The 24,443-nt window shown below is 30.9% G+C and carries 21 protein-coding genes; 8 read left to right on the forward strand and 13 right to left on the reverse strand.

The window, feature by feature from the left end; genetic code table 11:
* Positions 1-21: 21 nt before the first annotated feature.
* Positions 22-777 (reverse strand): DeoR/GlpR family DNA-binding transcription regulator, encoded by a 756-nt coding sequence (locus tag Q0807_RS17035; protein WP_299112078.1) that lies wholly within the window; start codon positions 775-777, stop codon positions 22-24.
* A 201-nt stretch (positions 778-978) separates the two neighbouring features.
* On the opposite strand from Q0807_RS17035, the gene Q0807_RS17040 reads away from it, so the two are divergent.
* The 8 genes from Q0807_RS17040 to Q0807_RS17075 all read left to right on the forward strand — a co-directional run bounded on the left by Q0807_RS17040 (position 979) and on the right by Q0807_RS17075 (position 14,586).
* On the forward strand, positions 979-2,544 hold the full coding sequence (locus Q0807_RS17040) for a glycerol-3-phosphate dehydrogenase/oxidase (RefSeq protein ID WP_299112080.1): 1,566 nt from the start codon (positions 979-981) through the stop codon (positions 2,542-2,544).
* A gap of 54 nt (positions 2,545-2,598) precedes the next feature.
* Positions 2,599-4,098 (forward strand): glycerol kinase GlpK, encoded by a 1,500-nt coding sequence (glpK, locus tag Q0807_RS17045; RefSeq protein ID WP_299112082.1) that lies wholly within the window; start codon positions 2,599-2,601, stop codon positions 4,096-4,098.
* A gap of 11 nt (positions 4,099-4,109) precedes the next feature.
* Positions 4,110-4,838: an MIP/aquaporin family protein gene (locus Q0807_RS17050; protein ID WP_299112084.1), complete on the forward strand. Its 729-nt coding sequence runs from the start codon at positions 4,110-4,112 to the stop codon at positions 4,836-4,838.
* Between the two features lie 85 nt (positions 4,839-4,923).
* Positions 4,924-7,716 (forward strand): triple tyrosine motif-containing protein, encoded by a 2,793-nt coding sequence (locus Q0807_RS17055; RefSeq protein WP_299112086.1) that lies wholly within the window; start codon positions 4,924-4,926, stop codon positions 7,714-7,716.
* A gap of 302 nt (positions 7,717-8,018) precedes the next feature.
* Positions 8,019-11,087, forward strand: coding sequence for a TonB-dependent receptor (locus Q0807_RS17060; RefSeq protein ID WP_299112088.1), 3,069 nt, complete (start codon positions 8,019-8,021; stop codon positions 11,085-11,087).
* Between the two features lie 20 nt (positions 11,088-11,107).
* The gene (locus Q0807_RS17065; protein WP_299112090.1) at positions 11,108-12,721 is read left to right on the forward strand and encodes a RagB/SusD family nutrient uptake outer membrane protein; all 1,614 of its coding nucleotides are present in this window, start codon (positions 11,108-11,110) and stop codon (positions 12,719-12,721) included.
* Positions 12,722-12,826: 105 nt separating this feature from the next.
* Complete coding sequence (locus Q0807_RS17070) at positions 12,827-13,633, forward strand: glycerophosphodiester phosphodiesterase family protein (protein WP_299112092.1); 807 nt, start codon at positions 12,827-12,829, stop codon at positions 13,631-13,633.
* Positions 13,634-13,752: 119 nt separating this feature from the next.
* Positions 13,753-14,586, forward strand: coding sequence for a universal stress protein (locus Q0807_RS17075; protein ID WP_299112095.1), 834 nt, complete (start codon positions 13,753-13,755; stop codon positions 14,584-14,586).
* 55 nt (positions 14,587-14,641) lie between these two features.
* On the opposite strand, the gene Q0807_RS17080 is transcribed toward Q0807_RS17075, so the two are convergent.
* From Q0807_RS17080 to Q0807_RS17135, 12 genes are all read right to left on the reverse strand, one after another.
* On the reverse strand, positions 14,642-15,304 hold the full coding sequence (locus Q0807_RS17080; protein ID WP_299112097.1) for a hypothetical protein: 663 nt from the start codon (positions 15,302-15,304) through the stop codon (positions 14,642-14,644).
* 13 nt (positions 15,305-15,317) lie between these two features.
* Positions 15,318-15,767, reverse strand: a complete 450-nt coding sequence (locus Q0807_RS17085; RefSeq protein WP_299112100.1) for a hypothetical protein — start codon at positions 15,765-15,767, stop codon at positions 15,318-15,320.
* Positions 15,768-15,831: 64 nt separating this feature from the next.
* Positions 15,832-16,284 carry an Hsp20/alpha crystallin family protein gene (locus tag Q0807_RS17090; protein ID WP_299112101.1) on the reverse strand — a complete coding sequence of 151 codons (453 nt, stop codon included), beginning with the start codon at positions 16,282-16,284 and terminating at the stop codon, positions 15,832-15,834.
* Between the two features lie 98 nt (positions 16,285-16,382).
* Positions 16,383-17,756, reverse strand: coding sequence for an MBL fold metallo-hydrolase RNA specificity domain-containing protein (locus Q0807_RS17095; RefSeq protein ID WP_299112102.1), 1,374 nt, complete (start codon positions 17,754-17,756; stop codon positions 16,383-16,385).
* Positions 17,757-17,759: 3 nt separating this feature from the next.
* Complete coding sequence (locus Q0807_RS17100) at positions 17,760-18,611, reverse strand: ATP cone domain-containing protein (RefSeq protein WP_299112104.1); 852 nt, start codon at positions 18,609-18,611, stop codon at positions 17,760-17,762.
* Between the two features lie 99 nt (positions 18,612-18,710).
* Positions 18,711-19,112 (reverse strand): hypothetical protein, encoded by a 402-nt coding sequence (locus Q0807_RS17105; protein WP_299112106.1) that lies wholly within the window; start codon positions 19,110-19,112, stop codon positions 18,711-18,713.
* Positions 19,113-19,160: 48 nt separating this feature from the next.
* The gene (locus Q0807_RS17110) at positions 19,161-20,015 is read right to left on the reverse strand and encodes a universal stress protein (RefSeq protein WP_299112108.1); all 855 of its coding nucleotides are present in this window, start codon (positions 20,013-20,015) and stop codon (positions 19,161-19,163) included.
* Between the two features lie 96 nt (positions 20,016-20,111).
* Positions 20,112-20,951 (reverse strand): universal stress protein, encoded by an 840-nt coding sequence (locus Q0807_RS17115; RefSeq protein WP_299112111.1) that lies wholly within the window; start codon positions 20,949-20,951, stop codon positions 20,112-20,114.
* A 67-nt stretch (positions 20,952-21,018) separates the two neighbouring features.
* Positions 21,019-21,852 carry a universal stress protein gene (locus Q0807_RS17120; protein WP_299112113.1) on the reverse strand — a complete coding sequence of 278 codons (834 nt, stop codon included), beginning with the start codon at positions 21,850-21,852 and terminating at the stop codon, positions 21,019-21,021.
* A gap of 56 nt (positions 21,853-21,908) precedes the next feature.
* Entirely contained in the window at positions 21,909-22,754 is an 846-nt protein-coding gene (locus Q0807_RS17125) for a universal stress protein (protein WP_299112115.1), read from the reverse strand.
* 86 nt (positions 22,755-22,840) lie between these two features.
* The gene (locus Q0807_RS17130) at positions 22,841-23,689 is read right to left on the reverse strand and encodes a universal stress protein (protein ID WP_299112117.1); all 849 of its coding nucleotides are present in this window, start codon (positions 23,687-23,689) and stop codon (positions 22,841-22,843) included.
* A 366-nt stretch (positions 23,690-24,055) separates the two neighbouring features.
* Positions 24,056-24,442, reverse strand: coding sequence for a hypothetical protein (locus Q0807_RS17135; protein ID WP_299112119.1), 387 nt, complete (start codon positions 24,440-24,442; stop codon positions 24,056-24,058).
* Position 24,443: the final 1 nt, after the last annotated feature.

Consider the following 24,443-nt stretch of genomic DNA (forward strand, 5'->3'; position numbering starts at 1 on the left):
TTATGTTTTAATTAATTCTTTTTAGTTAACGATAGTAACTTTTATTTCTTTTTCTTCTAGTTTCTTTCGTTTAATGTCTGAAATTCCTTTGTCTGTTATAATTTCATCAACTTCAGAAAGGTCGCATATTCTAGCAAAGCTCTTTTTTCCGAATTTTGAAGAGTCGGCAAGCACTATAACTTTCTGCGCAGCTTTCAGCATTTTTTTATTCAATTCAGCTTCTTCTAAATTTGTAGTAGAAAGTCCGTATTCTAAATCAATGCCATCGACTCCTAAGAACAGTTTACTACAAGAAACGTTTTTTAATATGTACTCTGCGTAGTTGCCAATTACAGAAGCAGAACTATGTCTTATGTAGCCACCGAGTTGAAGTATTTCAATATTCTTATCATGTATAAGGTGTAAAACAACATGTAAAGAAGAAGTGATGACGGTTAATTTGTTTTTAGCTTGTATGAACTTAGATAAGGCTTGTACTGTTGTTCCGGAAGCTATTAAAATAGAATCGTTTTCTACAATACGACTTGCTGCCATTTGAGCGATGCCATTTTTTTCTTCAACAGAAATTTTCTCTTTATCTAAAACCGTACGTTCATTTATATAAGGATTGTCTAAAGATGCGCCTCCATGAGTTCTATGTAATAAGCCTTTTTGTTCTAGAAGTTTTAAATCTTTTCTAATAGTAACGGCAGAAACATTTAGAATTTCACATAAATCTAAAACCTCGAGGTGTTTTTCTTTAGAGAGTCGGTCTAAAATGTCTTGATGTCGTTTCATATACTAGTATAACTGCAGAATTATTTTTTTCGAAATGCTATTCCTTATTATTAGGACATAAGGCAAATATAATAAAACGAAAGTAAATGAAGTTGATTTGTATTGCTAATTTTTAATATTTGTGAAATTTAAGTTTCGTTTTGTTTCATTTTGGTTATTTTTTTATATATTTGATTATTAATAGAAAAAATACGAAACATTTTGTTTAAAAGAGAGACCTTAGTAGATCAATTAGATACAACCATAAATTGGGATGTTATTATTATTGGAGGTGGTGCAACAGGCCTTGGTGTTGCGCTAGATTGTATTACAAGAGGTTATAGGACGTTACTTTTAGAGCAAGTTGATTTTGCTAAAGGAACATCGAGTAGAAGTACAAAGCTGGTTCATGGAGGTGTACGTTATTTGGCACAAGGAAATATTGATTTGGTGAGAGAGGCTTTATATGAAAGAGGTTTAATGTTAAGCAATGCATCTCATTTGGTGAGAAATCAATCCTTTATTATTCCTAATTATAGCTGGTGGGACAATTTTTTCTATGCAGTTGGTTTAAAGGTTTATGATTTTTTGTCAGGAAAATTGAGTTTCGGGAAATCCGTTAGAATAAAGAAAAACGAAACTATTTCGAGATTATCAACTTTAAAAATTGATAAATTAAAAGGAGGTGTTGTTTATCATGATGGTCAATTTGATGATTCAAGATTGGCAGTGAATATTGCGCAGAGTTGTATTGAGAATGGAGCAACAGTTTTAAACCATTTTAAAGTGAAGAATCTTCAGAAAAATAAAGAAGGTATAGTAAATGGTGTTGTAGCTATAGATACTGAGTCAAATAAAGAATATGCGCTAAATTCTAAAGTGGTGATTAATGCTACAGGTGTATTTTCTGATGAAGTATTGCAAATGGATAATGTTGCAGCAGAAAATAGCATTCGTCCAAGTCAAGGTATCCATTTAGTTTTTGATAAATCATTTTTACCAGGAAACGATGCTATAATGATTCCTAAAACAGACGATGGTCGTGTGTTATTCTTAGTGCCATGGCATAATAGAGTGGTTGTTGGTACAACAGATACTTTGTTAGATAGTCATAGTTTAGAGCCTAAAGCATTAGATAAAGAGATTGATTTTGTATTAGAGACAGCCAATAGGTATTTAAATAAAAGAGCTGATAAAAATGATGTGTTAAGCATTTATGCAGGACTAAGACCTTTAGCTGCTCCAAAGGATAAATCCGAAAAAACTAAAGAGATTTCTAGAAGTCATAAAATTATAGTTTCAGGTTCTGAATTGATTACTATCACTGGAGGAAAATGGACAACTTACAGAAGAATGGCTCAAGATACCGTGAATAAAATTATTGAGATGAAAAAGCTACCAAAAGTAGATTGTAAAACTCGAAATTTATTAATTCATGGCGCAAAAGAAACTTCTGATTATACGAATCATTTATATATTTATGGTACTGATCAAGAAGGTATTAAAAAACTAGTTAATCAGGATCCTGAATTAGGAGAAAAGTTACATCCAAGATTAGAATTTATAAAGGCAGAAGTCGTTTGGGCTGTAAGACATGAAATGGCAAGAAGCATTGAAGATGTTTTGGCGAGACGTGTTCGTGTGTTGTTTTTAGATGCTAAGGCAGCTGTTGAAATTGCGCCTATGGTTGGAGAATTGCTAAGAGTAGAATTAAATGAAACTGACGATTGGAAAGTAGAACAAATTTCAAATTTTATTAAAATTGCGAATCAATATATTTTAAAATAAAACTAATTTATCCCGAATCTCTACTTCGGATTAGTAACATATAAACAACAAATTATGGGGAAATATATCTTGTCTTTAGATCAAGGCACAACAAGTTCTAGAGCTATTGTTTTTGACAAAAAAGGAAATGTAGTTTCAATGGCTCAGAAAGAGTTTACACAATACTTTCCTAAATCTGGATGGGTTGAACATGATCCTCAAGAAATATGGTCGTCACAAGCTGGTGTTGCCACAGAAGCTATTGCCAAAAAAGGTTTAGATGTGGTGCATATCGCGGCTATTGGTATTACAAATCAAAGAGAAACAGTTGTTGTTTGGGATAGAAACACTGGGAAACCAATATACAATGCTATTGTTTGGCAAGATAAAAGAACATCAGACTACTGTGATCAGCTTAAAAAAGAAGGCAAAGCCGATATGATTAAGCAAAAAACAGGTTTAGTTATTGATTCGTATTTTTCTGGTACAAAAGTAAAATGGATTTTAGACAATGTAGAAGGAGCCAGAGCTAAGGCTGAAGCTGGCGATTTAATTTTAGGAACCATAGATAGTTGGTTAGTTTGGAATTTTACCAAAGGAAAGCAGCATGTTACAGATGTTACTAATGCATCTAGAACTTTAATGTTTAATATCAATACCATGGAATGGGATGATGACATGTTAGAGTTGTTAACGATTCCTAAGAGTATGTTACCAGAAGTAAAAGCATCTAGCGAAATCTATGGTCATACAACGTCTACGTTTTACGATACTAAAATTCCTATTTCTGGAATTGCAGGTGATCAACAAGCAGCATTATTTGGTCAGATGTGCACAAAGCCAGGAATGGTGAAAAATACTTACGGAACAGGTTGTTTTATGTTAATGAATATTGGAGAAAAGCCAATTGTTTCAAAAAACAATTTATTAACTACAATAGCTTGGAAAATAAATGGAAAAACTACTTATGCTTTAGAAGGCAGTGTGTTTATTGCAGGTGCCGTGGTACAATGGTTGCGAGATGGTATGAAAATGATTAGAAACTCAGCTGATGTGGAAGCTTTGGCGGCTTCTGTAGAAAGCACAGATGGTGTTTATTTTGTGCCAGCTTTTGCCGGATTAGGAGCACCTCATTGGAATCAGCATGCAAAAGGAACCATGTTTGGGTTAACAAGAGGAACTACAGATGCTCATATTGCAAGAGCAGCTTTAGAGTCTATTGCCTTTCAAACTATGGACATATTAAAAGCTATGGAAGCCGATTCTGGTTTATCAATTAAAGAATTGCGTGTAGATGGTGGTGCTACCATAAATAATATGTTAATGCAGTTTCAGTCAGACGTTTTAAATACGGTTGCTATAAGACCGAAAGTTGTAGAAACTACAGCGATGGGAGCTGCGTTTTTAGCTGGTTTAGCTGTTGGTTATTGGGAGAGTCCAGAAGAAATTCAAGATATTTGGCAGACCGAAAGAATATTTAGTCCAAAAGAAGATAGGATAGATATTGAAGCCAATATAAAAGGTTGGTATAGAGCAATCGATGCTTTAGAATATTGGACTAAGAATAACTTATAATAATTTAGAATATGACACCATTTATAGCAGAAATTATTGGCACAGCCATATTAATATTACTTGGAGGAGGCGTTGTTGCAAATGTTGTTTTAAACAAAACTATTGGAAATAATAGTGGTTGGATTGTAATTACAACAGGTTGGGCATTGGCAGTTTATGTCGCTGTTGTTATTGCAGGTCCTTATAGTGGAGCACATATTAATCCTGCCGTTACGGTTGCTGTTGCAATTACCGGTAAATTTCCTTGGTCAGATGTGCCAATGTATGTTTTGGCTCAGTTAATAGGAGCTATGATTGGGTCTTCTGCGGTTTGGTTAACGTATAGAAATCACTTTGACGAAACTGAAGATGCAGATAGTAAAAAAGCAGTGTTCTGTACGGCTCCAGCCATTAGAAATACATTTTCAAACTTTTTTAGCGAAATGATTGGTACGTTTGTGCTGCTATTTACAATATTCTTTTTTACCGATGCAGGTATTAATGAAACTGAAACCGTAATAGGATTGGGTTCTTTAGGAGCATTGCCAGTAGCATTGTTGGTGTGGTCAATTGGTTTGTCTTTAGGTGGTACAACAGGCTATGCTATTAATCCAGCGAGAGATTTAGGACCTAGAATTATGCATGCTATTTTACCTATAAAAAATAAAGCTAATAGTGATTGGTCTTATGCTTGGATTCCTATTTTGGGGCCTTTAGTAGGAGGCGCACTTGCAGCATTATTAATGATTGTGTTGTTGTAAAACATTTACAGATTGTTTAAGATTAGAAATGTCAACTCGATTTGGGTTGGCATTTTGTTTGTTTATATTCTAAAACTATATTTACATGAATAGTATTTATTTTAAAGCTCAAATGAAAACTTTACAATTCATCTTATTATTGTTTTTGTGTTTTTTGTCTCATGGACAAGAGTTGCCACCTATAGAAACATTTACTACTACAGATTATAATGGAGAGAATCAAAACTGGATGATTTCTCAAGATGCAAATAACTATATCTATATTGCAAATAATTTAGGTTTATTAGAATTTAATGGGTCTAATTGGGTGCCTTATCGGTCTCCAAATAATACAATTTTACGAGCAGTATCTGTTATAGACGATAAAATTTATTCTGGTTGTTATGAAGAATTTGGTTATTGGGAGCGTAATGAGTTTGGTAACTTAGAGTATACATCTCTGATACCTAAATTAGGTGATAAAATATTAAGTGATGACCAAATTTGGGATATTATAAGTTATGATGAATGGGTTTTATTTCAAGCTGGTCATGCCTTGTACTTCTATGATAAAGCTTCAGAAAAATTTAGAACCATAAATTCTGAGAACATTATTTACAAAGTATTCAATGTGAATAATAAAATATATTATCATGTTGCTAATGAAGGTATTTATGTTTTAGAAGAAGGAAAGCCTAAATTAATTATAGAGAATTCAGTAGTACTAGAGGATAGGGTTATAGATGTTTTTCAGCATAATGAAAAGCTTATTATTCTTACACGTAATTCGGGATTCTTTCAGTTTGATGAAAACCAATTGATAGAATGGAAAGTGGATTCTAACGAAAGACTAAAGGAATTAAATGTCTTTAGTAGTATTCAGCTTAAAGATGGAAGTTTTGTTTTAGGTACAATTTCTCATGGCTTAGTTAAAATAAACAAAAACGGTGAAATTGATTACGAAATTAATCAAAAGAAAGGTTTAGCTAATAATACAGTTCTTTCTCTTTTTGAAGATAACAAAGAGAATGTCTGGACAGGTTTAGATAATGGCATTAATTGTATAAATGTTAATTCGTCTGTAAAAACATTTATAGATTATAATGGTGATATAGGTACGGTTTATACGACCCTAATTTTTAATAATTACCTGTATGTTGGCACAAATCAAGGATTGTTTTATAGGTCTTTAGATTCTAAAAATCAAGATTTTGAATTTGTAAAAGGAACAGCTGGCCAAGTATGGAGTCTTTTTAAAGATGATAGAGGTAGTTTGTTTTGTGGTCATCATTTAGGGACTTTTTTAATTGAAGATAATAAGGCAAAAAGTATCAGTGATATTTTAGGTGCTTGGAATTTTAAAAGAGTTCCAAATCATAATAATTTATTGCTTCAAGGAAATTATGATGGCTTATATGTTTTGCAAAAACAGAATAACACTTGGGTAATAAGAAATAAGGTTGAAGGTTTTAAAAATTCGTCTCGTTTTTTTGAAATCAATGACAATAATCAAATTTTAGTTAACCACGAGTACAAAGGTGTTTTTAGAATACAATTAGACAGTACTTTGCATAAAGTTATTGATATAAAACGTCAATCGGAATTAGAACTTGGTAAGAATTCTGGGTTAATTACGTATAAAGGTCAAATATTATACACATCTGAAGATGGTGTGTTTAATTATGAAAATAATGAAGAGAAGTTTAAGAAAAACATAGATTTAAGTGAAAAAGTTTCACCATATAAATCTGTGAAAATGGTAGTAGATCAAGCTGATAAATTATGGCTGTTTTCCGAACATAATATTAGTTTTATAGCTAATGACAATCTAACAAATAAACCAGAAATTACTACGATTTCAATTCCGTCTAGTTTAAGAAAAGGCGTTCTCGGTTTTGAAAATATACAACATATTGAAAAAGAGAAATATGTAATAGGTACGTCTAATGGTTACTTAACAATGGATTTATCTGACATTCAAAATGAATCTAAATATCATGTCTACCTAAATTCAGCAAAGATTAGTGATTTAAACGATGAGGTTTTAGAGTTGCCAATAGCGGATGAAGGTGATTTTGAAAATAAACATGGTTTATTGGTCTTTGAATATTCTGTACCTGAATACAATAAATTCTTAGAAGTTAACTACCAATACAAGTTAAACGGAAAAATGGAAAAATGGAGTGCTTGGTCTAAGCAATCGAGTATTCAGTTTGAAAATCTATCTTTTGGCGATTACACTTTGGAAGTAAGAGCGAAAGTAGGAAATCAACTTACAGAGAACACTGTGAATTACCATTTTAATATTAATAGACCTTGGTATATTTCTAATCTAGCAATTCTTGTTTATTTATTAATATTTATCGTTACTGGATTCTTAATTCATAGAGCTTACAAGTTTTATTATGAGCGAATATTAAAGCATGAGCAAATAAAAAACGAAAGAGCATTTATTCAAATTAAAAATGAAAAACTAAATCAAGATATAGAAGGGAAAAATAGGGAGTTGGCAATTTCTACAATGAGTATAATTAAGAAAAATGAGTTGCTAAGAAAGATTAAGAAAGAGTTAAAAGCAACTAAAAATAAAGAAGATATAACCAGTGCAATAAGTTTAATTGATACCAACCTTAATAACAATAAAGATTGGAAATTCTTTAAACAAGCTTTCAATAATGCCGATAAGGATTTTATGGATAAAATTAAAGCAGCGCATCCGGAGTTAACTCCTAATGATTTGAGGTTTTGTGCTTATTTAAGACTCAATTTATCCTCTAAAGAAATGGCTCCTTTACTGAACATCTCTATTAAAAGTGTCGAAACAAAACGTTACAGGTTACGCAAAAGATTACAATTACATCATGATGATAGCTTAGTTAATTATATCTTAAAATTCTAGCACCTCGACAATCATCTAATTTACCACGACTTTACCACGACAAGTGTTGCAAACGGTTGAATTTTAAGGATTTCTAACAAAATAAACTATTCTTAAAATATCTAATGTTTACGGCTATTGCAGTCTCTTTTTATTGATTAACTGACTTATTTTTTTGCGATGTTGGTTTTTTATCGAGGTATTAATTATCATATTAACAATTTCTTAGGATTAAATTTACAATAACATAAAGTTAGAGGAGCTTAAGTCAATTTGGGTATTATCTAATTTTGGTAACTAATTAATTAATCAAAACAATATTTATGAAATTAAAATTTCAAAGGTCAAGAATTGAAAAATTCTTATTTCTCTTTTTATTATGTAGTTCATTTGCGCTTATGGCTCAAACTACAGTAAAAGGAAAGGTGGTTTCTAGTTCAGATAATATGCCGTTACCAGGTGCGTCTGTTATAGAGAAAGGAACAACTAACGGAACTCAAACTGATTTTGATGGAAGATTTACTTTAGAAGTGTCTAGTGAAACATCTGTAATTTCAGTTTCTTATGTAGGTTTTAAAACTCAAGATGTAAAAGTAACAGGTGGCGAATTAACAATTACGTTAGAAGATGATACCTCTTTATCAGAAGTTGTAGTCGTTGGTTACGGTACACAAAAGAAAAGTGATATCGTAAATGCAGTAGCTACTACAGATTTAGAAAAAGCGACGTTATCACCAACATCAGATGTTAATGAAATGTTACGTGGTAGAATTGCTGGTTTACAAGTAGATGTCGGAGGTGGAACATTAAGACCAGGCGGTACTTCAGAGATTATTTTTAGAGGACAAGGTTCTATTGAAGGTAATGTAAGTGCTATTTATGTAGTAGATGGTATTATTAGAGATGGTGGCATTGAGGATATTGATGCAGATGATATTGACTCAATTGAATTTCTTAAAGATGCTTCTGCTCAAGCAATTTATGGATCTAGAGGTGCTAATGGTGTGGTTTTAATTACAACTAAAAGAGGTAAGGCTGGAAAAATAAGTGTGAGCTATCATGGTTTCTTATCTACTAAATCAATCGAAAGAAATTTTGATGTTTATAGTGGTCAAGAATTTGCACAATTAAAAAGAGAAGCGGCAAGGTCTACAAATGCTGATGATTCTTATTCTCCAGATGATGTTATTTTTTCAGATGTTGAATTAGATAATATTGCTAACAATCGTTTTGTTAATTGGGAAGATGAATTAATGAGAAATGGTTTTGTAAATAGCCAAGCTATTAGTGTAAGTGGAGGAACAGATATGACTAAAGTTTTTGGTAGTATTAACTACTTTAAAGAAGATGGTCTAATTCCGACATCTAGTTATACAAGAAAAACATTGCGTTTAAATGTAGATCAAAAAATCAGTGATAAATTCTCTGTAAATTTTGATTTAAACATTTTAAATGATGATACAGATAGAGCAGCAAACGTTAACGTTATTACAACGTCACCTTTAGGTAGCGCTTATAATGCAGACGGTAGCTTAACTCAATTTCCTAGTGGAGAGGAGTTGTCTGCATACAATCCAATTTGGAATTTGCGTAATCAAAATCATAATGAAAAAGGAAATGATTTTGTAATCAACGTAACTCCAATGTGGCAAATTACAAAAGATTTACAATATCAATTAAAAGCTAACTTAACACGCAGAACAACTAACAGAGGTCAATATTTATCTTCTTTAAGTTCTGCAGGTGATGATGTGAGAGGTATTGCTAGACTTGACAATAGGTTAAGCGAATCTTATTTAATTGAAAACATATTGACTTATGATAAAGCCTTTGGTGAGGATCATAAATTCAATTTAACTTTAGTACAATCAGCTCAAGAAAATGAATATTCTAGAACATTTACTGAAGGACAGGGATTTACAAATGAAGATTTAGGTTACAATGGTATTGCAAGTGCAATTGGTAATGTAACTGTAGAAAGAGATGGTGATGCCGTAAGGTATTTAGGTTATATGGCTAGAGCAAGATATAATTTAAAGGATAAGTATTTATTCACTGCAACAATGAGAGCAGATGGTGCGTCTTTAAATGCAGTTGGTAATAAATGGAGTTACAATCCTGCAGCATCTTTTGCATGGAAATTGCACAACGAAAGCTTTTTAGAAGATGTTGATGCTGTACAAGAATTAAAATTTAGAGCGAGTTATGGTTCTTTAGTAAATGATTTAGGTATTGCTTATACATCACTTTTTACTGCTGATCCTCAGCCTTATATTTTTGATGAGCAGTCAGCTTCAGGTTATTCACCTTCTGTAATTTTACCGAATTTAGATTTACAATTCGAAAGAGTAACAACCCTCAACCTTGGTGTAGATTTTTCAATATTTAAAAGAGTGTTAACAGGTAATATTAACTGGTACGATGCCAGAACTAAAGATTTGTTATTGAAGAGAGGTGTTCCTTCAACAACAGGTTATCAGTTTACTTACTTTAATGCAGGTGAAATGCAGAATACTGGTATCGAATTAGGTTTAACAGCTAACATCTTCAATACTGATGATTTTAAATGGTCAGTTTCTACCAACTGGTCTAATAACCGAAACGAAATTAAAGAATTATATACGGATGGTAATGGAGATGATATTACAGAGGATACTACTTATAATTATTATGTAGGTCAACCAGTTGGTGTTATTTATCAATATGCATTTGATGGTATATGGCAAGAAGGTGATGATTTTGAAAATGCACCACAAGCCAATCCAGATTCAGCATTAACACAAACAGATCTTAGACCTGGTGATATAAGAATAAAGGATGTTAATGGTGTAGACGACGACGGAAATATTATTCCTGGTCCTGATGGTAAAATTACACAAGAAGACCGTGTATTTATAGATCCAAATCCAGACTGGTTTGGTTCATTCTCAACAAACATAGAGTATAAAGGGTTCGATTTATTTTTAGACTTTTACGTTGTTGAAGGTGCTACAAAAGTAAACCCATTTTTAAACACTTATAATAATGGTGGTACTTTAGAAGGAAAGTTAAATGGTGTTAAGGTAGATTATTATACGCCAGAAAATCCTTCAACATCATTTCCAAGACCAAACGCAGATTCTGCTCCATTATACTTAAATGCTTTAGCAGTTAAAGATGCATCTTATGTAAGATTAAGAACGGTAAGTTTAGGTTATACATTACCAGAAACGGTAACATCTAAGTTGAGTTTAGATCAAATAAGATTTTATATGACCGCTACTAATGTGTTTACAAGTACAGATTACATAGGTTATAGTCCTGAAGTAAATATTAGATCTACGTTTTCTAATGCAGATTCAGGTTATCCAGATGCAAGATCATTCACTTTCGGAGTAAGAGTTAAATTTTAATTAAAAAAAAGAATAATATTATGAAAACGAAGTTTTTTTATTCAAAACTAAAAGGTAGCTTAATGCTAACTATGGCGCTATTCTTCGTTGTAACTTCTTGTGAAGATTACTTAGAAGAGCAACCGAGTACATTAATCGATTCTGGTTATGTGTTTACTACTGAAGAGGGTTTAAAGTCAGGTGTAGTAAGTTTATATAAATTTGAAAGAGATCGTTACGATGCAAGTACAGAAGATTTTATGGGATCAGTATTGATGTCATCTCGAAGCGATTTGGTTTTTGCAAGAACAGGATATACTGGTTTAATGGGGAGATACGAAAGAGGTATTTCTGCAGTAGATCAAGGCTCTAATTTTGCATCGTCATTATTTTGGAAACATTTTTATAACATGACTAATAAAGCAACAGCTATTATTAATGCAGCTGACGTTGTTGAAGGTGTGGACGAAGATGCAAGAAAGAAAATTTTAGCTGAGGCTAAGTATTTTAGAGCGCATTCTTATTTTTATTTATACAGAATGTATAATAACATTTTTGTGACTACAGAAACAGTAACTGTAGATAATGCTTTTGATGTGGTTAACGATAGATCTTCTGATGCTGAAATCTTTGCACTTATTAACAGTGATTTAGATTACGCTATTGAGAATTTAGATTGGACAGACACATTTGGTCGTGTTACAAAAGGAACTGCGAAACATGTAAAAGCAAAAGTTGCAATGTGGCAAGGTGATTGGACAGAAGCTAAAACTCAAGCATTAGATGTTATTGAAAGTCCAGATAGTCCTCATAGTTTGGTGAGTAGTACAGCAGATGTATTTGCTGGTGACAGAAATAATTCAGAGTCTTTATTTGTAGTTCAAGCCTTAGACGATGTTCTTGGTGGTGGAGCTACAACTATGATGAATGCAAATTATGTAACACAGTATTTTCAGATTTCAGGTATTGAGTCTAATATAGAACAAGGAGGTAGAGGATTCTCAAGAATTCTTCCAAATCTATATCTGTTAAATTTATTGGCTGAAGATCCTAATGACACTAGAGATGATGATACCTATTTTAGATTAAAATACTATTATACGTCGGGTGATAGAACTGGTGAGGAGTTAGACAATTATGAGCCTATTACTGATTTAGACAATCCTTCGTCATCTTATCAAAACTACTATAAGAGAATGCATCCTTCTTGTATAAAATTTGCGCAAGAAGATGATAATCCAGATTCATATTTAAACAGAAGTAATATTACGGTTTACAGATTAGCAGAGACTTATTTAATTGCGGCAGAAGCAATAATGAGATCTACAGGTGATCCATTACCATATATTAATGCTGTAAGAGAAAGAGCAGGTGCAGCACCTGTTACAAGTGTAGATCAACAAACAATTTTAGATGAGCGCGCAAGAGAGTTATCTTTTGAAGGTCAACGTTGGTTTACGCTAAAAAGAATGGGTCAAAGTGTTATAGATACACAAATGACTAGTTATGCAGGTGATGGTGAATATTTCCCAGCTAATTTGGGTTCTAAAGATCCTAGAGAAAACTGGCAATCACATTTCATTAACTGGCCAATTGCTCAAAGAGACTTAGATTTATTAGGACCAGATTATCCTCAAAATTTAGGTTACGAATAGTTGTTTATTATTTAGTTAGTTAATAGGGCAAGTTCGCTTGTCCTATTTTTTTACTTTTTATGTAGAGACTTTGTCTCTATGATTTAAATTATAATATTATTACTTATGCGTTATTTAATTGTTTTGATATTTTGTATTGGATTTGTATCCTGCAATACATCTACTAATGAGTCTGAAATTATTTTTGCAGATAATCAAGTTGTTGCACACAGAGGTGCATGGAAAACTAAAGGCTTACCAAAAAATTCTATCGCAGCCTTAAAGGAAGCAATAAACTTAAAATGTACTGGGTCTGAATTTGATGTTAGAATGACGTCAGATGAAGTCTTAATTGTAACTCATGATGGCGATTTTGGAGGTTTAGATATAGAATCTAATACTTATGAAGAATTAGCTAAACATAAATTACCAAATGGTGAAACACTGCCAACATTAAAAGATTTTATTTTAGCAGGAATGGCCAATAACACTACTACTGGTTTGGTTTGTGAAATAAAACCTTCAAAAATTGAAGGTCGTAATATGTTGATGGCAGATAAAACTGTAGCCTTAGTTAAAGAATTAAAGGCAGATGCTTACATTGCTTATTACATAAGTTTTGGGTATGAGATTATTAAGCATATTAAGAAGATTGATCCCAATGCAAAAGTGTTATATCTTGATGGCTCTAAAACACCTGAAGTATTAAAGAATGATAGTATTACAGGTTTAGATTATTTAATTTACAAGTTTAAATCAAAGCCAGAATGGGTGACTGAAGCTAAAAGTTTAGGTTTAAAACTTAATTCTTGGACAGCCAATAAACAAGAAGATATCGATTGGTTATTAGAAAAAGATTTTGATTATATCACAACGGATGAGCCAGAATTAGCCTTTGATAGAATTAAAGAATTAGCTGGTAAGACTAAATAGGTTGTTTAATTTATTATATTAATAAATCTTTAATGCTCTAATTTTATTAAACGAACATTGATGATTTAAATCATTTTTTGTTTCGTGTACTTTTGGTAAATTTAAATAAATCAAAAATCATGAAACAGATTCTTCTACTTACAGATTTTTCTAAAAATTCAATTAATGCTATTCATTATGCTTTACATTTATTTAAAGCCTATGAGTGTAATTTCTATTTTCTTCATGTAGAAAATTCTAAAGCTTACATCAGTGATGATTTAGTAATGGGAGGCGGTCAAAGTCTTTATGATTCTGTTTTAAAAAAATCCAAAAACAAACTGATTAAGCTTGTTAATGGCATTGAAAAGAAATTTGAGAGTGATAATTTTAAATTTCAAAGTTTGGTAGATTATGATGGTTTATCAGAAGCTATTAATCAAGTTGTAGCTTCTAAAGCTATTGAGTTAGTTGTAATGGGAAGTAATGGTGTAACAGGTGCTTCAGAAACTGTTTTTGGTAGCAATACTATTAATGTGATTAGAAATGTAGATTGTCCAACATTGGTTATCCCTGAAGGATTTCCTTATAAAAAACCAACAGAATTATTACTGCCATTAGATTTGGATGATGCATTACATAGTAAAGCTTTTTCTGCTCTATTAAGTTTCACAAAACCATTTAGTGATAGAATACATTTATTAAGAATAAACCCAAAGGCTGAATTAGCTCAGAGAAGAGATTTAGATACAAATTATATCAATGGTTTTGATAAAGCTTTAAACTATGTTTATCACGCTATTGAAGATGTACCAATGGAATTCGCTGTTAGTTGTTATACACAAACACATCCAATAGATTTAATGGCTTTATTGGTGCAAAAAGAAAGCTTTTTCGAACGCTTTTTTACAGGTTCTTCTACCACTAAAATTAGTAATCAATTAAGAGTACCATTGTTAGTGTTTCATTTTTAATGAAATAAATTTTAATAAGTAAAAGCAGTGCAAATTTTGATATAGTTGAAATCACTTACTTTATAACTTGTGGTTCGGAATAAACTGAATTTGGATTTATAAGTTGTTGATCTTCTAAAACTGCAATGACTAAATTTACATATTCAGAAACTGTTTTTTCAATAGATTTTGGGTCTGTGATACTTATGTAGCCTTTCCAAATCAACTCTCTTTCTTTTGTAGGGCAAATACAAGACATGGATGTTTCTGCATTATATACAGTGTATTCATTATAATATTCAGGATTGTAAAAGGCATCTTGGTATCTTAAATAATCATCTCTAAATTTAGTGTTTGTATTAAAGTCACTACCAAATTTTTGTTTGTATTCTATCTTATCTTCTACTCCAATTACTTTAGAAAAAAGAATAGTATCAAAGCCCGCATCAATTAAATCAGATTCTAGACTTTCTAATTCATCTTCGGTCATTTTTTCCGTTCTAAATTGAGGTTCTATAAAATCTAAACTCATTACAGTTTCAATTCCTCTTAATTCTAATTGGGTTTTTAGTTTATTTTCAAATTGTTGTCTAGCCTCAATATTAGAGGTTAAACCTATAACAAATACTTTAGTAGGTTCATACGTATCTATATCTGGGTTTTTCCAGTTTTCTGTAAGCTGGGTAGAATTACAACTAAATAATACAAGCGTTAAAATAATAATGAGCGACCTTTTCATGATGTTTTGATTTTTAGGTTTTGTCTAGTAAATGGTTTCGTTTGTCTTCTTTTTTTATAGATTTTATAATTTCAAAAATTTGAGCTTTTAAACTTTTATAATATTTGTCAAATTCACTTAATTCTAAAATTAAACCACGATGAGACTTTCTATAAGCGGCTTCTTCTTTCGTTTGGTTTACGCCATCTAACATAATTTCAAGGTCATTTTCATGCACTTTAATAGCCTCTATTAATAGATTGTTCTTTTTTTGAGAACGGTTTAAGGCATCTATGATTTCTTTATTATTTGAAAATTTTTCTGGTTCTATAAGCTGTAAAGTAAACGACTTAATTAAATCTTCAAAAAAGAGATGTTCATCTTTTATGAATAATAACTCTGATAGCCATTCTTTAGAATCTTGATGCATTTGCTCTGCACTTAACCATTCTACATATTTTGATTGTGTTTGTGTAGTTTTCATGTTTATACATTTAATGATTTAAAAGCAGAAAGCAATTGAAGTGTTACTTTCTGCTTTCTTTTACTTAGTGAACTTCTATCACTTTTTTAGGTTGTTCTTTTGATTCTGCTTTTTTCTGAAGATTCAGTTTTAAAATACCATCTTTGTAAATAGCATTAACGTTTTGGTTAACATTAACAGACTTAGGAAGACTTAAAGATCTTTTAAAAGAATTATAGCTGAATTCCTTACGCGTAAATTCTTCTTCTTTTTCCTCTTTTTCGTGTTTTTTTTCACCACAAACATTTAGAATATTGTTACTGATAGTGACTTCAAAATCTTTTTTTGAAAAACCAGGAGCAGCAAACTCTACATCAAAACTATTCTCAGATTCCTTAACATTCATTGCTGGCATTAAGTTATCTTCTTCAAAGAAATCGTTGTTAAAAAAGTCATCGTTGCTCAAAAAACTTTTTAATCCATCATTGTTCCAAGTTGGGAACTTACGTCTTCTGTTGTTAGATTTAATAAGTGACATAATTTTAAAATTTAGATGTTATACTTAATATTTTCTATACTAAAAGTAGAGAGTTTAATTAGGTTTTAAAATGATTTAAGTCAGTTGGTTACATGTTTTTAAATTACTACTTTCTCTACGTCAGATAATTTAGGAATAGTGACATTCCAATTATAAACGTCTTTAATTTTTACTCTAAAGGCATCTAAAGCATTTGGCTCTCCATGAACTAAATACACCTTTTCTGGTATGTTCTTAATAGCACTCATCCAATTAATTAAATCATTTTGGTCTGCATGCGCAGATAAACTATCGATATTTTTTATCGTTGCTTTAACCGGATAATATTTTCCGAAGAAACGAATTTCGTGAGTACCTTCTTGTAATTGTCTACCTCGTGTTCCTTCGGCTTGGTAGCCTACTAATAATACAGTAGTAGAGGGTTCATCTATAAGTTGTTTTAAATAGGTGAGTACGCGTCCTCCTGTTACCATTCCACTACCTGCAATAACAATTTTAGAACGTTTATCATCAATAGTTTCCCAAGTTTCTCTATAAGATTCAACAATGTTTACATGGTTACACATGGCATTGTAATCTTCGTCAGATAATTTGTGCCATTTAGGAAAGCGTTTAAAAACACTAAGAACATTGTTTCCCATAGGACTATCAATAAAAATAGGAATGTTGGGTATTTTATTTTTCTTATAAAGTTGCCATAAAATAAACATCAAGGTTTGTAAACGCTCTACAGCAAAACTCGGAATGATTAAATTTCCTTTTTTCTCTATGGTGTTAAGTATAATATCAGTTAGTATATCTTCAACATCTTCTTTAGGGTGTAACTTATTACCATAAGTGCTTTCTATAAATAGATAATCTGCCCATTCAGGCTTTTTTGGTTCATAAAGCAAATAATCATGGCTTCTCCCAATGTCTCCAGAAAATACAAAACGTTTATTGTTTATGTTTAATTCAATAAAGGTAGCACCAATAATATGACCATTATATTGAAAACGATAGGAGATATGTTCAGATAAAGTAATCCATTTGTCTTGCAATTGTGCTTCAAATAATTCAATAGTTTTTTCTGCATCTTTAATGGTATAGAACGGTAGTGCAGGTTCGTGTTTACTGTATTTTTCTTTGTTGGCTTTTTCAGCTTCTTCTTCATGGATTTTGGCGCTATCTTTTAATATTATTTCTGCTATGGCAAGTGTTGGTGCTGTACCTATTATTTTTCCATGGAAACCTTGTTTAATTAAACGTGGTAAATAACCAACATGGTCAAGATGTCCATGAGTAAGTAAAACAACATCTATTGACGAAACATCAACAGGTAAATTAGTCCAGTTTAGCTCACGTAATTCCTTTAATCCTTGAAACATTCCACAATCTATTAGAATGTTTTTTTCTGAAGTTTCAATTAAATACTTAGAACCAGTAACAACACCAGATGCGCCTAAGAAATTTATTTTAGCAAAATTTTCCATGACTTATTGATTTTTGTTTGGACATAATTGAGCAATTTCATCCAATATTTTTTTCTTTCTTACTTCTGAAACACCTAAATGGTCTAGGTAAAATTTATCGTGCATTAGTTGTCTGCAGAGTACCACATCTCTACTTAATAAAAATTGTTTTTCTCTGTTGGTTAATAATGTAGATACTGTGATTGGGTAAAGACTTAAACGGTCAATACGATCGCGTAACCCATCATTATTAGGATAGTCCCAACTTAATAGATAGAGACCGCAACATTTACCATATAACAAAGCATCTTCCGTAAACCTTGTATTTGTAATGACCCAACCTTTTGTTAATTTAGAATCGTTTTTTATATTTCCATTCCAATGTGTTTTTACATCTTGGTAGCGCGAATTAATATATAATGGAATTTTCACATTACAATTAAGGCCTTGTTCACTATGAAATTTACATTCTATTAAAGTTGTTTCATTTTCTTTGTGCGCAATTACATCGATTTCATGTTTTACACATTTACCTTGCAAAATTTCCCCAACTTTTGTTTCGTATCCTGAGTATCTTAAAAGTTCACTTACAAAACGTTCAAAGGGAAAACCTGTTGGTCCTAGTTCATAAATGGCTTTTTTTAGTTTGTATTTAGAAGCCAAATAGCTTTTCTTTTTTTTGAGTAAAGCAAAAGCTCTGTTATAAATTTCTTTGGTAGAAATTCCTTGGTACAATTCATATCTAACCTTATTAATAATTTGAGCAATGGTTTCTTTGTCCGCTCCCGTTTTATACAATGAAGCACGTAATTTATCTATTGAAAATTTTACTTTTTCGCCAGAGGATTTAATGATATCGAAATTTTGATTTTTCATTTGTGCATATTTAAAAACGGACAAAGCAACAATCACTGTGTCTTCTAGTAACTTTAAACCATAATCATTATAACTAGTAGAACGATTAATAATTTAGATTTACTTAAAGAAATCTCTTACCCAAGCTTTTACTTGGTTGTCGGTCATACTATCAGCCTTTTCAATTCCTTTTATTTTTGTGCTTAGGCTTTTATAGTTTTTGTGCAACTCTTTGCTAAATTTCTCATTAGTATCAGCCGGTCCAAAAATCACCAACGCATTTGTGTCATTAATTTGTGAAGCAATATCTTTAAAATATTGTTTTAGTTGTTGTTTTTCGCGTTCTAAATATTTACTGTCTTGCACAACGTCTTGCGGACCACCTTTTAATTTTGTTCCAGAACCACCATGAGCCTTATAATGCTCAATGTTAGATGAAACAGTTTTAAATGTTTCATTTTCATTCTCTATGCTTACGATATAAGCATTGTCAATATCTAGCCAAACACCTGTATTTTTCATTGAAAATTTATTTATGATTCTTCTTAAAAAAAAGAATCTTGTTAATAATTAATTTCTTAAATCGTGCATAGCCAATATTGGGACATTTAGATGAAAAGAGATCTCTTTTACCATTGGGCTACTTAAAATGCTTCCAAAAAAAGTGTGTTTTTTATTAATAAAAGCAACCATGTCGCTCGATCTACTTTCTACAAAAATGTTTACTGCAGTTTGTATTGAATAGTGTGGCAAGGTGTGAAATGTATAACTAACACCTGTTAAAATTTCTTTTAGTAGTTTTATGTTTTCTTCTTGTTCTTCATCTAATTTATCTTCTTCCTTAATATGAAGTACTGCAATATTTGCATTACTCTTTTTTGCAATATCGTATAGATGAATAAGTTCTCTCCGTTTAAAATGATTTCTATAACTAGACGGAAAAACAATTTCTTTTGGCAATTCAATTTTTGCGTTTTCTGGTACAACTAGTACTGGGCAATTCCGTACTTTTTCCATAATATATATTGCAGTACTACCAAAAGCTGTTTTTCTAGAATGGGTTTCTCCTTTGGTTCCCATTACAATCATTTCAATATCTTTTTTGTCAACTATTTGAATTACGGCATCAATAACATTATTGAATTCTGATATAATTTCAAAATGATGCTTTGGATTATATGAGTCGCTCATAGTAATCATATCAAAAACCGTCGCTAATCCGTTTTCTGAATGTAGTTTTGCATTTTCGAAGAGTTCGCTTCCAGGTTCCATATTTAATAGACTCTCTAGAATATTGCCTGTAGCTGAAAACACATTTAGAAGATAAAAATCACAATGGTCGTTTTTGTATAATTCTCGAGCATAATTGATAGCTCTAATTGAGTTTTTAGAAAAATCTGTTGGTAATAAAACTTTATGTCTCATGGCTAACTAATTTAAATCCGTTGAATTAAATATAATCACTTAACTAAACATAAAGAATGATATCCGTCAGTTTAACCATTTGACATTCAGTGGTTTTTAATCACCATGACATGGAATAACTAAAAATGGAACTGTAGGATGATATCCTATATTCTTAACTACAGGCTCTTTAGTAATATTTTCAATAAAACTATGTTTGTAGTTTATCATTGTAAGGATGTTTATGTTAAGCTCCTTAATAAATTCTTTAATGGCGTGTTCTTTATTGTCAAAACCAGTCATCCAATGAAAACTGTGTTTGTAGTTTTCTAAATATGCTTTTAGCATTGCTAAATTGTAGTTTTGTTTATCGGTTAGGTTCTTCTTTTCGTTAATATGAACAACAGTAATTTTTGAATTATATAATTTTGATAATTGTTTTATATACACTAATTCTTCGCCATAAAACCTATTGTAATCCGTAGGAAATGCTATTTTCTTTGGTGTAATAAATTCATAACCATCTGGTACAACTAATATTGGGCAATTTTTTACTTTGTTAATAATGTTTACAGTATTACTACCAAATAGAAACTCCTTTGCGCCAGTAGCACCTTTGGTACCCATAATTATTAGATTTATATCTTGGTCTTTAATAGCTTTCTTTATTGTATTCACTAAAGGCTCTTTGCTAAAAATGGTTCTAAACTCATGGTTGGCCTTATTACTTTTTTCTTCTAATAAGACTTTATGTTCTTCTAGCTTTTGACTTGTTTCTTCTTGAAGTCTATCTAAATAGGTTGAAGTGATATAGGTTCTGGATCCAGAATTAGTAAACATCCAAGTATTTAGAAGATAAAATGTACACTGCTCGTTGTTGTAAAGTTTTAAGGCATAGAGAGCTGCACTAAAAGCATTATCTGAAAAATCTGTTGGAAGTATAATATGATGTTTCATGGTATGTATTGAATTTAACTAATAGTATAAAATTAGTTCATATTAACTTTTAATAAAATGACTTCTGTCAGTTAATAGATGGAATAACTAAAAAAGGAATGGTAGGTTGAAATCCTAACTTTTTAATAACGGGTTCCTTAATAATACTATGTATAAAACTGTGCTTATAGTTTATCATAACCAGTATATTAATATTTAGTTCGTCTATAAAATCTTTAATCGCTTCATGCTTTTTTCCATAATCTGGCATCCAATGAAAGCTGTAATCATAATTTTTTAAAGCTATTTTTAACTGATCTAAATTATATTCTTGTGCTTCAGATAGCTCAGTTTCTTTATTAATATGGACTATTCTTATTTTAGAATCATATAAATCTGCTATTCGCTTTAAGGCGTGTAATTCTTCGCCGTAAAGTCGGTTAAAGTCTGTAGGAAAAGCAATTTGTTTTGGGTCATCAAAATCAAATTCGTCCGGAACAGCCAGAATAGGACAGTTTTTAACCTTTTTTATAGCATTTACGGTATTGCTTCCAAAAACAATTTCTGTTGCTTTAGTTGCTCCTTTTGTTCCCATAACCACTATGTCTATGTTGTTTTTTTCTATAACAGTTTCCATAGTGTGAAATAGATCATTTGTACTTACAATGATTTCAAATTCATGATTAGCATTTGCATCTGCATTTTCCGCTAATTCTTTTAATTCTAAAAGTTCTTTTGTTGCATTTTCAGTCATAAAATGAATCAATTTATTTGATAAATTAGACATGGCTGAAATTTTCATTTTTGTGGAATGTAAAAAGTAAAACGTACAAACTTCATCTTTATATAGCTTTAAAGTATATACAACAGCACTCCAAGCGTTATCTGAAAAATCTGTGGGTAATAGAATATTTGTTTTCATGTGTTAATATTTAGTATTGTGTAATGGTCACATGGTTTTAGCTAATAGTTATATAGTTAGTGTTTAGCAGGTAATACTAAAAAAGGAATTTTTAAATGAAAACCTATTTGATTAAGTGCGGATCTAAAGAATAAGTTTTCAAAAAATGAATGCTTATTATTTATCATGGCCAATAAATTGATTTTTGCTTTAATTTGAAACTTGTCTATAGCGTCTGTGACATTCATGCTTTCAAATTCATGATATATAAAAGGTGTGTCTTTAAATACAGTTTCTAGTTTTAATTGGTTATTAATTTGTTTAAAAGTGAGGTCTTTACCTGTAGAAACATGTAGCGCATTTACTCTAGAGTTATGGTCAATAGCAATTTGTTTTAGTAGGTCTATATGAAAGGCGTCATAATCTATCTCTAAATCTGTAGGGAATAGAATCTCTAGAGGTTTCTCGTATTCAAAATCTGAAGGAATTGCCAAAACCGGACATTTAATTTCCTTAAATACATGTACAGTGTTAGAACCAAATAACACCTCTTGAGCACCTGTAGCACCTTTAGTTCCCATAACAATAAGATGTGTTTTGTTTTCTGAGATAAACTCTCTAATACCAGAAACTAGAGTATTAAAACGAGGTAGTGTTGTAAAGGTATGTTTAGGGTTATCCTTAAATGTTTCAGCAATTCTAGATTTTAATTCATCCAGGTTTTTTATTGCTGTATCTCTAATGGCATCACCTAAACCAAATTGAGCAGGATAGCCCAAAACATATTCTACATTATAAATTATAGGTGTATAGGTATTTAGTAAATGAAAAGTACAAGTTTCATCTTTAAAAAGTTGAATAGCATACTTTATGGCATTCCAAGAATTGTCGGAAAAATCGGTAGGTAAAAGTATATTTTTCATGATTTTGTAGTTTTATTTATTAATGGTCACATGCTATTGTAATTAGTTGGTATTAATATTTTTTATTTAAAACGTCATTGATTAATCTAATCACGATTTGTGTTTTGCATCGCTAAAAGCGGAATCTCTAAACCAAAACTCACTTTGTCTATTGTAGACGGAAAAAGCATATCTTCTAAAAAGGAGTGTTGGGTATTTACCATGGTTATCATGTCAATATCACTTTCTTCGATATGAGAGATGATAGCATCCGCAACATTTTTATCGTTTTTAATATTAAAGTCTACTTTGTTTACTATTAAGGCATCTTTAATAAAATCTTTATTGTCTTCTTGTCTTATAGATAATTTATTGCTCGTTGAGACATACATAACATCTATTTTGCTTCTGTACGATTTTGCCAAAACAGATAGTAGTTTTAATTCTCTACGTTTATAAGGTATAAGGTAATCTGTAGGGAATAATATATGTTTGGGCTGTGTATTTTTATAGTTTGAAGGAATTGCCAAAACGGGACAATCAACATACTTTAAAACCTGAAATGTTTGACTACCAAAAATAATATGACGCTCGTTAGATTTTCCTTTTGTACCCATCACAATTAAATCTATGTTGTGTTTGTCCGCTATTTCATTTGCTTCTTCTACGAGAGAATTGTTAGCCGAAATACTGTGATACGTATATCTTGGGTTTGGTGCTATTTCATTGACTTCTTTAAAAAGTTTTTCTAAGTTGTTTTTAGAATCGGTTTTCACCTTTTCTAATACATCATCAAAAACATCACGAGACACTAATTCGTCATGGTCATAAAACTCATTTCGATATGCGTGCATAAAATAGAATTGCACTTTTTGATACTTAAAAAATTCTAATGCATAATTAATAGCATTCTTAGAATTCTCAGAAAAATCGGTAGGTAAAAGGATAGATAACATAATCATCTGGTTTTAGTGTGGATTATAAAAATAGAGACTAAAACTTTTAAAAACTATGATATAAGTCAGATAGCTAAATAGTTGGTGATTTTTTTTAAAAATTTTGAAATAAAAAAAAGAGACAATTTTTTAACGATAAATGAACTAAAAGTTTTTTAGAACAAAGATTAAATAACTTAGGAATAAAGTCTAAAAGACTTAGACCATGAACCAACCAAAAAATTCCATTAGTTAAATAAATCTAACTCTAAAAACCTAGAGTTAAATCGTTTAAAACTGTCTCTCTTAGATTAATAGCAAACCATTGTAAAATGGTACTATAATAATACGTCTATAAATAAATTAAAACTATGACTTTTGTCAGGTTTAAAATAAAACGATGCTATATGCTATATTAAGTAAATATATGCCGACTAAAAATAGTAATGTGTAAATAACTTGTACCAATTTAATGTTGGTTAAAACTAAAAATGAAACCGTTTGTTTTGGTAAAGCAAATAAAGCAATTCCAATAAAAAGGGATGTCCAACCTATTAGTGTAATGATTAGTTTATAACTAGGCTCCCAAATGTTATGAAATATAATATTAAGTAACCCAATGACAATGGCTATAAAAGCTGTAAGAATCAAGAATTTTTGATCATTTAAATCGTCAAAAATCTGTTTGATTCTTTTAGGGTTAACACTTAGTATAAAAAAGAATATTAATAAATACCAGCCCCAAAATTTCGCAAAGAATATTGAATTATCCATA

This window comes from uncultured Winogradskyella sp. (assembly GCF_947495255.1).
GTDB lineage: Bacteria > Bacteroidota > Bacteroidia > Flavobacteriales > Flavobacteriaceae > Winogradskyella.